General features: G+C 70.6%; 11 protein-coding genes and 2 rRNA genes. 2 read left to right on the top strand and 11 right to left on the bottom strand.

Going from position 1 to position 12,515, the window contains the following annotated elements:
- Positions 1–11 precede the first annotated feature (11 nt).
- Positions 12–380 carry a metal-sensitive transcriptional regulator gene (locus ACPC54_RS10070; RefSeq protein WP_498963241.1) on the bottom strand — a complete coding sequence of 123 codons (369 nt, stop codon included), beginning with the start codon at positions 378–380 and terminating at the stop codon, positions 12–14.
- Positions 381–738: 358 nt separating this feature from the next.
- Between ACPC54_RS10070 and ACPC54_RS10065 the strand changes: the two genes are divergently transcribed.
- Positions 739–1,359, top strand: a complete 621-nt coding sequence (locus ACPC54_RS10065; protein WP_030059626.1) for a DUF47 domain-containing protein — start codon at positions 739–741, stop codon at positions 1,357–1,359.
- A 5-nt stretch (positions 1,360–1,364) separates the two neighbouring features.
- Entirely contained in the window at positions 1,365–2,360 is a 996-nt protein-coding gene (locus ACPC54_RS10060; protein ID WP_498963239.1) for an inorganic phosphate transporter, read from the top strand.
- Between the two features lie 154 nt (positions 2,361–2,514).
- On the opposite strand, the gene pstB is transcribed toward ACPC54_RS10060, so the two are convergent.
- The 10 genes from pstB to ACPC54_RS10010 form a co-directional block, all read right to left on the bottom strand.
- The gene (pstB, locus tag ACPC54_RS10055) at positions 2,515–3,291 is read right to left on the bottom strand and encodes a phosphate ABC transporter ATP-binding protein PstB (protein ID WP_360241598.1); all 777 of its coding nucleotides are present in this window, start codon (positions 3,289–3,291) and stop codon (positions 2,515–2,517) included.
- Positions 3,292–3,334: 43 nt separating this feature from the next.
- Positions 3,335–4,411, bottom strand: coding sequence for a phosphate ABC transporter permease PstA (gene pstA, locus ACPC54_RS10050; protein ID WP_498963236.1), 1,077 nt, complete (start codon positions 4,409–4,411; stop codon positions 3,335–3,337).
- Entirely contained in the window at positions 4,408–5,385 is a 978-nt protein-coding gene (gene pstC, locus ACPC54_RS10045) for a phosphate ABC transporter permease subunit PstC (RefSeq protein ID WP_498963234.1), read from the bottom strand. The genes pstA and pstC overlap by 4 nt, the downstream gene beginning before the upstream one ends.
- Before the next feature lie 150 nt (positions 5,386–5,535).
- The gene (pstS, locus tag ACPC54_RS10040) at positions 5,536–6,669 is read right to left on the bottom strand and encodes a phosphate ABC transporter substrate-binding protein PstS (RefSeq protein WP_498963232.1); all 1,134 of its coding nucleotides are present in this window, start codon (positions 6,667–6,669) and stop codon (positions 5,536–5,538) included.
- A 226-nt stretch (positions 6,670–6,895) separates the two neighbouring features.
- Positions 6,896–7,393, bottom strand: a complete 498-nt coding sequence (locus ACPC54_RS10035; protein WP_498963230.1) for an NUDIX hydrolase — start codon at positions 7,391–7,393, stop codon at positions 6,896–6,898.
- Positions 7,394–7,425: 32 nt separating this feature from the next.
- Positions 7,426–8,514, bottom strand: a complete 1,089-nt coding sequence (locus tag ACPC54_RS10030; protein WP_498963228.1) for a CHAD domain-containing protein — start codon at positions 8,512–8,514, stop codon at positions 7,426–7,428.
- 118 nt (positions 8,515–8,632) lie between these two features.
- Positions 8,633–10,810: an RNA degradosome polyphosphate kinase gene (locus ACPC54_RS10025; RefSeq protein ID WP_498963226.1), complete on the bottom strand. Its 2,178-nt coding sequence runs from the start codon at positions 10,808–10,810 to the stop codon at positions 8,633–8,635.
- A 375-nt stretch (positions 10,811–11,185) separates the two neighbouring features.
- Entirely contained in the window at positions 11,186–12,151 is a 966-nt protein-coding gene (mshD, locus tag ACPC54_RS10020) for a mycothiol synthase (RefSeq protein WP_498963225.1), read from the bottom strand.
- A gap of 83 nt (positions 12,152–12,234) precedes the next feature.
- Positions 12,235–12,351 (bottom strand): 5S ribosomal RNA (gene rrf, locus ACPC54_RS10015).
- A 71-nt stretch (positions 12,352–12,422) separates the two neighbouring features.
- Positions 12,423–12,515 (bottom strand): 23S ribosomal RNA (locus ACPC54_RS10010); the annotation flags it as partial.

Genomic DNA, 12,515 nt, shown 5'->3' with positions numbered 1-12,515 from the left:
CGGGGGCCGGCTCAGCTGCGCAGCAGCCGGCTGATCGCGGCCGTGGCCTCGGCCACCTTGGCATCCAGCTCGGCGCCGCCCTCCTCGGCGGCGGCGGCCACGCAGTGCCGCAGGTGCTCCTCCAGCAGGGAGAGCGCGAAGGACTGCAGCGCCTTGGTGCTGGCCGAGACCTGGGTGAGCACGTCGATGCAGTAGACGTCCTCGTCGACCATGCGCTGGAGGCCGCGGATCTGGCCCTCGATCCGGCGCAACCGCTTGAGGTGGGCGTCCTTCTGCGCGCTGTAGCCGTGCGGGCCGTGGGCGGGCGCGGCGGCGGGGCCCGCGTGCGGGTCGGTCCCGGGCGCGGGGTCCTGCTCGGTGCGCGCTTGCGTCGTGGTCATCGGCCCGCCTTCGTCATGGGTGCCTGCTGGCTGCGTCGGGTTCCAGTGTCCAACACGCGGGCCGTCCGTGGTGTTCCGCGGGCCGACCCGGCACGTGCCATCGGGCGCGGACGGGCGGTGCCGGGATTGCGCCGTCTGAGCGGCGCCCCGGTCTTCCGGGCGTTCGGCGGGGCAATCGGTGCGAGGTTCCGTCAGACTGAGGAACCGCGTCCGCACATGGGTCTGCGGTCCTGGGCAGTCGGTTCGGCAGCCGAACGGAACAGGAGGTTCCGCCTCCCGTCTCACCACCCCGTTTGCGCGATCGCGCTTGGTTGCACCTAGCATCGTTCAGTCCCTACCCCGCACATCGGAGATTTCCGTGCGTTTTAGCCTGACCCCGAAGGAGACGAGCTTCTACGACATGTTCGCCGCCGCGGCGGAGAACCTCGTCGTCGGTTCGAAGCTCCTGCTCGAACTGCTGGGATCAGACGTGTCGGCCCGCGCGGAGATCGTCGAGCGCATGCGCGCCGCCGAGCACGCCGGGGACGACACCACCCATGCGGTGTTCCACCAGCTGAACTCCTCCTTCATCACGCCCTTCGACCGCGAGGACATCTACAGCCTCGCCTCGTCGCTGGACGACATCATGGACTTCATGGAGGAGGCCGTCGACCTGGTCGTCCTCTACGACATCCAGACCCTGCCGAAGGGCATCGAGCAGCAGATCGAGGTGCTCGCGCGGGCAGCCGAGCTCACCGCCGAGGCGATGCCGAACCTGCGCAGCATGTCGAACCTCACCGAGTACTGGATCGAGGTCAACCGGCTGGAGAACCAGGCGGACCAGATCCACCGCAAGCTGCTCGCCCACCTGTTCTCCGGTCAGTACGACGCGATCGAGGTGCTGAAGCTCAAGCAGGTCGTGGACGTCCTCGAGGAGGCCGCGGACGCGTTCGAGCACGTCGCGAACACGGTGGAGACCATCGCGGTCAAGGAGTCCTGACCCTCGTGGACATGGCAGCACTCATCGCCGTCATCGGCGTTGCGTTCTTCTTCACCTACACCAACGGCTTCCACGACTCGGCGAACGCGATCGCCACCTCGGTCTCCACCCGGGCGCTCACGCCCAGGGCCGCGCTCGCGATGGCCGCGGTGATGAACCTGGCCGGCGCCTTCCTGGGCAGCGGGGTGGCGCACACCGTCTCCAAGGGGATCATCGAGACCCCCACCGGCAACCAGGGCATGGCGATCCTGTTCGCCGCCCTGATCGGTGCGATCGCCTGGAACCTGGTCACCTGGTACTTCGGCCTCCCGTCCTCCTCCTCGCACGCGCTGTTCGGCGGCATGGTGGGCGCGGCGCTGGCCGGCGGGATCGACGTGATCTGGAGCGGGGTCATCGACAAGATCATCGTCCCGATGATCCTCTCGCCGGTGGTCGGCCTGGTCGGCGGCTTCCTGGTGATGCTGGCGATCCTGTGGATCTTCCGGCGGGCCAACCCGCACCGGGCGAAGCGCAACTTCCGAGTCGCCCAGACCGCCTCGGCCGCCGCGATGGCGCTGGCGCACGGTCTGCAGGACGCCCAGAAGACCATGGGCATCGTGGTCATGGCGCTCACCATCTCCGGCCACCAGACCACCGGCGACATCCCGGTCTGGGTGAAGATCTCCTGCGCGACGATGCTCTCGCTCGGCACCTACGCGGGCGGCTGGCGGATCATGCGGACCCTCGGTCGCAAGATCATCGAGCTGGACCCGCCGCAGGGCTTCGCCGCCGAGGCCACCGCCTCGACGGTCATGTACATCACCTCGTTCGTCTTCAAGGCGCCGATCTCCACCACCCACGTGATCACCGCGGCGATCATGGGCGCGGGCGCCACCAAGCGCATCCGCGCGGTGCGCTGGGGCGTCGCGAAGAACATCGTGCTCGGCTGGTTCATCACGATGCCGGCGGCCGCCATCGTCGCAGCGCTGGTGTACTGGTTCGTCCACCTGTTCTGGGGCTGACGGCCCCGGGCGTCACGAACGCCGCCCCGCGCCGGAAGGCGCCCGGGCGAGACGGCACGGAAAGCAGGGCCCGCCCCCACATCTCGGGGGCGGGCCCTGCTCGTGCTCCCCGGCGGCACCGCCATGCAGCACCGTGGAGCAGCTGGGATCCGGCCTAGCCGAAGCGGCCGGAGATGTAGTCCTCGGTCGCCTGGACCGACGGGTTGGAGAAGATCCGCTGGGTGTCGTCCAGCTCGATCAGCTTGCCGGGCTGGCCGACGCCGGCCAGGTTGAAGAAGGCGGTGCGGTCGCTGACGCGGGCCGCCTGCTGCATGTTGTGGGTCACGATCACGATGGTGAACTGCGACTTCAGCTCGCCGATCAGGTCCTCGATGGCGAGGGTGGAGATCGGGTCGAGCGCGGAGCAGGGCTCGTCCATCAGCAGGACCTGCGGCTCGACCGCGATGGCGCGGGCGATGCACAGGCGCTGCTGCTGACCGCCGGAGAGGCCGGCGCCCGGCTTGTTCAGCCGGGTGTGGACCTCCTTCCAGAGGTTGGCGCCCTTCAGCGAGCGCTCCACGACCTCGTCCAGGACGGCCTTCTTCTTCACGCCGGCGAGCTTGAGCCCGGCGACCACGTTGTCGTAGATCGACATGGTCGGGAACGGGTTCGGGCGCTGGAAGACCATGCCGATGGAGCGGCGCACGGCGACCGGGTCGACGTTGGAGGCGTACAGGTTCTCGTCGTCCAGGAGGACCTTGCCCTCGACCCGGGCGCCGGGGATCACCTCGTGCATCCGGTTGAGGGTGCGCAGGAAGGTGGACTTGCCGCAGCCGGAGGGGCCGATGAAGGCGGTCACCGAGCGGGGTTCGATGCTCATCGAGATGTCCTCGATGGCCTTGGTGGTGCCGTAGTAGGCCGACAGTCCGCTGACGTCGATGCGCTTGGCCATGATCGTTGCTTCTCTCGTCTGTCTTCGTACGTCAGTCGGTCGCTCAGTGTCCGCCCTTGGGCGAGCGCCAGCGTGCGATGCCCCGGGCGATGAGGTTGAGCCCCATCACGAAGGCGATCAGCACCAGCGCCGCACCCCAGGCACGGGCGTAACCGTTGTCGTTGTTGACCACCGAGTACTGCTGCCAGATGTACATCGGCAGGGACTGCTGCGGTCCGTCGAACGGGTTGCTGTTGATGTAGTCGGCGCCGAACACCAGCATCATCACCGGGGCGGTCTCGCCCGTGATGCGGGCGACCGCGAGCATCACGCCGGTGGTGATGCCGCCGATCGCGGTGGGGAGGACGATCCGCAGGATGGTCTTCCACTTCGGCACGCCGAGGGCGTACGAGGCCTCGCGCAGCTCGTTCGGGACGAGCTTGAGCATCTCCTCGGTGGAGCGGACCACGACCGGGATCATCAGGATCGCCAGCGCGAGGCTGCCCGAGAAGCCGGAGTAGTTGAAGCCGAGGGCGAGGTTCCACAGCGAGAAGATGAACAGACCGGCGACGATCGACGGGATGCCCGTCATGACGTCGACGAAGAAGGTGACGGCCTTGGCGAGCCCGCCGCGGCCGTACTCGACCAGGTAGACCGCGGTCAGCAGGCCGATCGGGGCGGCCATCGCGGTGGCCAGGCCGACCTGCTGCAGGGTGCCGAGCAGCGCGTGGTAGATGCCGCCGCCCTTGCCGGTCTGGATGACGCCCTTCATCGAGTGGCTCAGGAAGTTCCCGTCCACCACGCCGATGCCCTGCTGGACGGTGTACACGGTGAGCGAGACCAGCGGGACCACGGCCAGGATGAAGGCGACCCAGACCACCGAGGTGGCCAGCCGGTCCTTGGCCTGGCGCCGGCCCTCGACCTGGGCCGAGATCAGGTAGCTGCCGAGCAGGAACAGCAGCGCCGAGATCAGGCCCCACTGCAGGTGGCTCTCCAGCCCGCCCGCGGCGCCGATCCCGCAGCCGAGCGCGATCGCGCCGACCGCCACGACGGGCGGGGTCCAACGGGGCAGCCGGTTGGCGGTGAGCTTCGGGCCGACCTGCGGCCGGGCGTCCTCGGGGACGGTGGTGACGGTGGTCATGCGTTGGCCCCCGAGTACTCCTTGCGGCGGGCGATGATCAGTCGCGCGGCACCGTTCACCAGCAGGGTGATGACGAACAGGACGAGGCCGGAGGCCATCAGCGCGTTGCGGCCGTTCTCGCCGGCCTCGGCGAACTTCAGCGCGATGTTCTGCGCGAAGGTGCCGCCGCCCGCGTCCAGGATGTGCAGCGACAGGACGCTGTTGGAGGAGAGCACCACCGCGACCGCGATGGTCTCGCCGAGCGCGCGGCCGAGGCCGAGCATGGAGGCCGAGATGACGCCGGGGCGGCCGAACGGCAGCACCGCGGTGCGGATCATCTCCCAGCGGGTCGCGCCGAGCGCGAGCGCCGCCTCCTCGTGCATCCGCGGCACCTGGCGGAACACCTCGCGGGAGACCGCGGTGATGATCGGCAGGATCATGATCGCCAGCAGGATGCCGACGGTGAACAGGTTGCGCGGGGTGCCGGACTGGGTCTGGTCGAAGATGTACGTCCAGCCCAGGTACTGGTTGAGCCAGCTGGTCAGGCCGTCCAGGTGCGGCACCAGGAAGAGCGCGCCCCAGAGGCCGTAGACGATGCTGGGCACGGCGGCGAGCAGGTCGACCAGGTACGCGAACGGCTGGGCGATCCGCCGCGGCGCGTAGTGCGAGATGAACAGCGCGATCCCGATGGCCACCGGGACGGCGATCAGCATCGCGATGAGGGCGCTGACGATGGTGCCGAAGACCAGGACGGCGATGCCGAAGACCGGCTTCGGGGCGTCCGGCGTCCACTCGAAGGTGGTGAAGAAGTTGCCGTCGTTCTTGCTGAGCGCCAGGCCCGAGCGCCAGGCCAGGAAGCCGGCGATCGCGGCCATGATGACCAGCAGCAGGATGCCCGCGCCGCGGGCGCAGTTCATGAAGATCTTGTCGCCGACGCGGCTGTCACGCGCTCGGCGTTCCCTGCCTCGCGGGGCGGCAGGGGGGGATGAAGTCATTGGTCTACTCCGGTCTGGTGGCGCCGCCCCGGTGGGGGGACGGCACCATGGCGGCGGTGCCCCGGACGTTGGTGCTGGGTTCGTGCGGTCCGGCGGGACGGCCCCTGCCCCCCTCGCTCACGGGGCCGTCCCACCGGTGGTCCTGTCGGGTCAGGCCAGGGCGCCGACGGCGGCCTTCACCTTGTCGCCGATGGCGGCCGGCATCGGGACGTAGCCCTTGTCGCCGATCGACTTCTGGGCGGCGTCGCTGATCGTGTAGTTCAGGAAGGACTTGAGGGTGTCCAGGGTCTCGGCCTTGTTGCCCTTGTCGCAGGCGATCTCGTAGGTCACCAGGACGATCGGGTAGGCGTTGTCGGCCTTGGTGCCGTAGTCCAGGGTGAGGGCGAGGTCGCCGTCGGTGCCCGAGATGGTCGAGGAGGCCAGGGTGAGCGCGGCGTTGGCGGCGGTCGCCTCGACCGGCTGAGCGGCGCCGGTGGAGATCTTGGCGCTCTTCAGGTTGTTGAGCTGGGCGAAGGACAGCTCGGCGTAGCCGATCGAGTTCTTGACCTGCTTGATCTGGGCGGAGACACCGGCGCTGCCGTTGGCGGACTGGCCCTTCTGGCCCTTCCACGCCTTGCTCGGCTCGGCGGTCCAGGCGCCGCCCGAGGTCTTGGCGAAGTAGGAGGTCAGGTTGTAGGTGGTGCCGGAGTCGTCCGAGCGGTGGAACGACGCGATGTCGGCGTCCGGCAGCTTGGCGCCCGGGTTCAGGGCGACGATGGCCGGGTCGTTCCACTTGGTGATCTGCGAGTCGAAGATCTTGGCGGCGGTCGGGCCGTCCAGGACCAGGTTGTCGACGCCGTCGACGTTGTAGACCAGCGAGACCAGGCCGGCCACCATCGGCAGGTCGATCGCCTTGCCACCGGTGCAGACGGCCTTGGAGGCGTCGACGTCGGCGGGCTTCAGGGCGAAGTCGGTGCCGGCGAAGGCGACCTTGCCCTGGTTGAACTGCTGGACACCGGCGCCGGAGCCGCCACCGCTGTAGTTGACGGTGATGCCGGAGCAGGCGGCGCCGAAGTTGGCCTTCCACACGTCCATGGCGTTGGCCTGGGCGGTCGAACCGGCGCCGAGCAGGGTGCCGTTCTTGCCACAGGTGATCGCGGCACCGGCCGCGGGGGCGGAGGAGCCGGGGGACGCCTTGGTGTCGTTGTTGTCGTCCGAACCGCAGGCGGCGAGCGACAGCGAGCTGACGAGCGCCATGGCACCGATGGCGAGGGCCTTGGAGCGGCCGTTCCGCTGGAGCTTCACTGGGTGTCCCTTTCTGTGGCATTGCCCGTGGCGCGGGCCGTACGAGTACGGCGGAGCGCGGGTTTTGCTGTGGTCCGGGGCCCGTTCGGCCCGCCGGTAGTCCCGAAGTTAGGCCGGGTAAGTGACACGACAGCCGGTCGCAAGTGAACGGGGAGTGAACCTCGGAGGGATGGCAGGAAACTACGTCAGGTAGTAACGGTTGCATCACAGCAAGGACGCGGGGAGATCACCTCCACCGTTCCTTCACCAGCGGCTCCCCGTTCGTCCGCACGGGCCGCGCACCCAGGATCACCAGCAGGGAGTCGATCAGCAACCGGTCGCGCTCGTGCGTCAGCCGGGCCCGGGCCTTGCCGGCCGGCAGCCACTCCATCCGGTCCACCTCCCGGTTCGGCCGGAACGCGCCGCCGGCCGGCACCGCCGCCCAGTACCGCACCTCCTTCGGCCGGCCCTGCGCCAGGTAGTGCTGGGCGGGCAGTTCCGGGCCGAGCACGCACGCGTAGCCGGTCTCCTCCCGCACCTCGCGAAGCGCCGCCTCGATCACACCCTCGCCCGGGTCGAGCTTGCCCTTGGGCAGGCTCCAGTCGTCGTACTTCGGACGGTGGATCACCGCGATCCGCGGCCGGCCCAGCCGGCCGCTCTTCTTCGGCCGACCGGGCAGCCACAGCACCGCGCCCGCCGCGAGGATGACCCGGGTGGACGCCGGACCGGCGGTGGTGACGTCCACCGGCCGCCCGGTCCTCGGTTGTTCGTGCACGCTTAAGCCGTTCGTGGTACGGGGGGATTCCCCCAGCCCTCGGCAGGGGGCAGTTCCAACCAGCCGTCCGGAGCGGGCGGGAGGTCGGGCCACCGGCGGCCGAAGGCGTACCGTGCCGCCTCCACCTCCAGTCGCTGATCAGCATGCACCACGCCCAGCACGTAGGCGGTCGCCGGGGTGATCCGGGGCGTGCGCGCCGCGGTGGCCACGGTCACCGCCGCGTCCGCCGCCTCCTGGTGGCGGCCCAGCACCGCGTCCAGCTCGTCCAGCTCGGTGGACGGGCGGCCGCACACCTCCAGCGCGTACCGGGCGCGCTTCAGCAGGATCCGCATCCGGGACCAGGGCGCATCGTCGGCGGCCAGCGCCGAGTCCGCGTCCGTGCCGCCGCGGGCCGCCGGCACCGCGCCCAGCCGGCGCAGCACGTCCCCGCCGTACGGCGTCGAGGCCCGCTGCAGCGGCAGCTGCTGGGCGCTCGCGGACAGCACGGTGAACGCGGCGGCCACCTGCGGCAGCAGCACCGCCGGGGCCCGGCCGCCCGCCGACTCCAGCAGCGGCGCCTCCCCGACCAGCAGCGTCATCCGGTCCGCCAGCGCATGCAGCCGGGCCGAGCGCAGCTCCTGCAGCACCGAGGAGTGCGCCCTCGTCCGGGCCAGCGTCAGCTGCCGGTCCAGCAGAGCCCGCGCCTTCGGGGCGCCCGCGTGCCCGGCCAGCATGCCGGTGCCCTCCGGGTCGGTGCCGCTCAGCGAGTCCAGCGCGCCGAGCAGCCGGGCCGAACGGCGCACGTAGCCGGGCTCCAGCGCCAGCAGGTTCAGCAGCCAGCGCAGCTCGGTGCGCGATTCCTGCGCCCAGGTCTGTTCGAACAGCGCGCCGAAGGTGTGCAGCAGCCCGCCGATCCGCCGGACGGCCCGCAGCAGGTCGGCGGTACCGGCCGCCGGGACGGCCGAGGCGGTGCCCGGTCTGGCGCCGACCTCGCCCACGGCCAGCGGCAGGGCACGCAGGAACGCTCCGGCCTGGGCGGTGAGCCGGCCGGAAAGGATGTCCCCGGCGGTCGCGGTGGAGGCCGCCTGGGCCGTCATCGGCGCATCGGTCATGGCGTGGTAGATCCCCGTTCCCCCGGGGCCGTCCCCCGGGGCTGGTGGCCGACCGCCCGGGGCAGGCCCCCGGGGTTCCTCCGGGGGCCTGCTCGGGCGGCTCGCATCAGTGGTCGCGTCAGCGCGAGGTGGCGGCCCGGCGGCGCTGGCGCGAGTCGATGAGCAGGTCCTGGACGTGCCGCAGCGGCCGGCCCTCGGCGTCCTGCGAGTGGCGGGTCCACGCGCCGTCCGGCCCCAGGTGCCAGGACTCGGTCTCGTCCGACACCCCGAGGTCGATCAGCCCGGACAGTTCGGCGCGGTGCGCCGGATCGGTGATCCGCAGCAGCGCCTCGATCCGGCGGTCCAGGTTGCGGTGCATCATGTCGGCGCTGCCGATCCAGACCTCCGGATCGCCGTTGTTGCCGAACACGAAGATCCGGGAGTGCTCCAGGAAGCGGCCCAGGATGCTGCGGACCCGGACGTTCTCGCTCAGGCCCGCCACCCCCGGGCGGATCGCGCAGATGCCGCGCACCCAGACGTCCACCGGCACCCCGGCCTGCGAGGCGCGGTAGAGCGCGTCGATCACGGCCTCGTCGACGATCGAGTTGACCTTGAGCTTCACGTGGGCCGGGCGGCCCGCCCGGTGGTTGGCGATCTCGTTGTGGATCCGCGAGACCAGCCCGTCGCGCAGGCCGCGCGGGGCGGTCAGCAGGCGGCGGTAGGACTCGCGGCGGGAGTAGCCGGAGAGCCGGTTGAAGAGGTCCGAGAGGTCCGCGCCGACCTGCGGGTCGGAGGTGAGCAGGCCGAGGTCCTCGTACAGCCGGGCGGTCTTCGGGTGGTAGTTGCCGGTACCGACGTGCGAGTAGCGGCGCAGGGTGTCGCCCTCCTGGCGGACCACCAGCGACAGCTTGCAGTGCGTCTTCAGCCCGACCAGGCCGTAGACCACGTGGCAGCCGGCCTCCTCCAGCTTGCGGGCCCACTTGATGTTGGCCTGCTCGTCGAAGCGCGCCTTGATCTCGACCAGCACCAGCACCTGCTTGCCGGACTCGGCCGCGTCGATCAGCGCGTCCACGATCGGCGAGTCGCCCGAGGTGCGGTACAGGGTCTGCTTGATCGCCAGCACGTCCGGGTCGGCGGCGGCCTGCTCCAGGAACGCCTGCACGGAGGTGGAGAAGCTGTCGTACGGGTGGTGCAGCAGGACGTCGCGCTCGCGCATCGCGGCGAAGATGTCCGGCTGGGAGGCCGACTCGACGTCGGTCAGGCCGCGGGCCGTCCCGGCCACGAACTTCGGGTACTTCAGCTCCGGGCGGTCCAGTTCGGCGATCCCGAACAGGCCGGTCAGGTCCAGCGGCCCGGGCAGCGGGAAGACCTCCGCCTCGGTGATGTTCAGCTCCCGCACCAGCAGGTCCAGGATGTAGGGGTCGATCGACTCCTCGACCTCCAGCCGGACCGGCGGGCCGAAGCGCCGCCGCATCAGCTCCTTCTCCAGGGCCTTGAGGATGTTCTCGGTGTCGTCCTCCTCCACCTCCAGGTCCTCGTTGCGGGTGACGCGGAAGGCGTGGTGGGCCAGCACCTCCATCCCCGGGAAGAGCTCCTCCAGGTGCGCGCCCATCACGTCCTCCAGCGGGACGTACCGCTGGGGCGAGGCCTCCAGGAAGCGGGCCAGCGACTGCGGGACCTTGACCCGGGCGAAGTGCTTGTGCCCGGACACCGGGTTGCGGACGACCACGGCCAGGTTCAGCGAGAGCCCGGATATGTACGGGAACGGGTGCGCCGGGTCGACCGCCAGCGGGGTCAGCACCGGGAAGATCTTCTGCCGGAACAGCGTGTGCAGCCGGGCCTGCTCCTTCTCGGCCAGCTCCGGCCAGCGGACCACCTCGATGCCCTCGGCGGCGAGGTCCGGCAGCACCTCCTGCTGGAAGGCCGCGGCGTGGCGGGCCATCAGCTCGCGCGAGCGGGTCCAGATCAGGTCCAGCACCTCACGCGGCTGGAGGCCCGACGCGCTGCGCTGGGCCACGCCGGTGGCGATCCGGCGCTTCAGGCCGGCCACCCGGACCATGAAGAACTCGTCCAGGTTGCTCGCGAAGATCGCGAGGAACTTGGCCCGCTCCAGCAGCGGGATCTCCGGGTCCTCGGCGAGCTCCAGGACGCGTTCGTTGAAGGCGAGCCAGCTGCGCTCGCGGTCCAGGAAACGCCCCTGCGGCAAGGCGTCGAGTTCCTGCTCGTCCGTGGCCGGCAGCTCCGGCGGTGTCCCCAGCGCACCGGACATCCGGGCCGGTGGTGACAGCGGGGCAGAGACGGGGCGGGGGATGCTCATGGGTTCCAGCTCCTCCAGCAGCAGGACGGCGTCCGGACGCGAATGGCTCTGCGGGCCGTCGTCCTCGCCCGGGGCGGACCCCGGGAGCAGCGCCCACCCTCCGGGCGCGGTCCCTACAGGACCGACCGGCGCGTGGCGGTCGACTCTGCACGAGCGAGACACTACGGACTTCATCCTGTGATCTTCGCGGCAGCAATTGAATCCACGGTAAACACCGCATGGCCAGGAGGAAAGCTGAGTCGGTCGGGGCAAGGGGTCCGGGCGATTCGCACCGCTCGCCCGTCCCCCGCGTCCCTCCTGCTTCTTCTCCTGCTTCTCCTCCCGCTCCCCTCCCGGCCACGGGCGGTCAACCGCTTCGGTGGGCGGTCCGGCCGGTCAGGCAGACCGGTACCGGGCCCGGTACATGAGGTCCACCTCGTGGATGGTGAAACCCAGTCGCTCGTACACCCGGACGGCCGCCGGGTTGTCGGCGTCGACGTAGAGCAGGACGGTCTCCAGGCCGCGGTCCCCCTCGCCGGAGCCGGTCAGGTGACGCAGGCCGGCGGCCGTGAGCGCGCGGCCGAGGCCGCTGCCCTGCTCGGCCGGGTCCACCCCCACCACGTACACCTCGCCGAGCGCCGGCTCGGTGGCGGTGGCCGGGTGCACCTTCGTCCAGTGGTACCCCACCACCTCGCCGTCGCGGGTCGCGAGGAAGAAGCCGGACGGGTCGAACCACGGCTCGGCCAGCCGGTCGGCCAGGTCCCGCTCGGTCCAGGAACCCTGCTCGGGGTGGTGGGCGAAGGCCAGCGCGTTCAGCCGCAGCCAGGCGGCGTCGTCGTCACCCGGGCGGAAGGTCCGCAGCTCGATCCCGGCCGGCAGCGGGACGGCCTCGGTCTGCGGGCCGGTGCGGCGCATCTGCCGCAGCTCCCGGACCAGCTCGGCGCCGTACGCCTCGGCCAGGTGCCGGGCCGCCGGGTGGCCGCCGTGCACCCAGAAGTCCACCGCGTCGCGGCCCTCCCGGTGGGCCTGCGCCAGCACCGCGTCGACCAGGGGGCGGGCCAGGCCGCGACCGCGGGCGGCCGGGTCGACCACCAACTCGGCCGCGGGGTTGGCGGTTTGGCCCGCCGGGACTTCGAGCTGGCCGTAGCCGAGGACGGTGTCGCCTTCTCCTTCGCCTTCGGCCTCGATGAAGTGGGTGACGCCGGGGCGGGGAGTCTCCGAGGAGCGGAGCCGGAGCCGGCCCTGCTCGGACACGGCGGCCCGGCCGTCGACCGCCTGGGACTCCGCCAGCACCCGCAGGGCGCCGTCGCGCTGCTCGGGGCGAAGCACGTCGTTCGCAATGACCGCTGTCTGATCGTCCATGCGTTGACGATACGTCACCGGAGATCATCGGAAACGCGAAAAACCCCCATCCGGAATCCGGATGGGGGTTTCTCTGAAGAATTGTTCGGCGGCGTCCTACTCTCCCACAGGGTCCCCCCTGCAGTACCATCGGCGCTGTGAGGCTTAGCTTCCGGGTTCGGAATGTAACCGGGCGTTTCCCTCACGCTATGACCACCGAAACACTATGAAACTGTCGACCCGCCGGCAAGGCGGTCGTTGTTTCAGAACAACACAGTGGACGCGAGCAACTGAGGACAAGCCCTCGGCCTATTAGTACCGGTCAACTCCACCCCTTACAGGGCTTCCATATCCGGCCTATCAACCCAGTCGTCTACTGGGAGCC

The organism is Kitasatospora sp. NPDC094028, from assembly GCF_049543595.1.
In the GTDB taxonomy this organism is placed as follows: domain Bacteria; phylum Actinomycetota; class Actinomycetes; order Streptomycetales; family Streptomycetaceae; genus Kitasatospora.
This window is presented reverse-complemented; position numbering and strand designations above follow the sequence as displayed.

What these genes read in the sequence shown, in the direction of transcription:
- ACPC54_RS10070 (WP_498963241.1), bottom strand. Translation starts at nt 380, where the DNA reads ATGACCACGACGCAAGCGCGCACCGAGCAGGACCCCGCGCCCGGGACC.
- pstB (WP_360241598.1), bottom strand. Translation starts at nt 3,291, where the DNA reads ATGGCCAAGCGCATCGACGTCAGCGGACTGTCGGCCTACTACGGCACC.
- pstA (WP_498963236.1), bottom strand. Translation starts at nt 4,411, where the DNA reads ATGACCACCGTCACCACCGTCCCCGAGGACGCCCGGCCGCAGGTCGGC.
- pstC (WP_498963234.1), bottom strand. Translation starts at nt 5,385, where the DNA reads ATGACTTCATCCCCCCCTGCCGCCCCGCGAGGCAGGGAACGCCGAGCG.
- ACPC54_RS10030 (WP_498963228.1), bottom strand. Translation starts at nt 8,514, where the DNA reads ATGACCGATGCGCCGATGACGGCCCAGGCGGCCTCCACCGCGACCGCC.
- ACPC54_RS10025 (WP_498963226.1), bottom strand. Translation starts at nt 10,810, where the DNA reads ATGAGCATCCCCCGCCCCGTCTCTGCCCCGCTGTCACCACCGGCCCGG.
- mshD (WP_498963225.1), bottom strand. Translation starts at nt 12,151, where the DNA reads ATGGACGATCAGACAGCGGTCATTGCGAACGACGTGCTTCGCCCCGAG.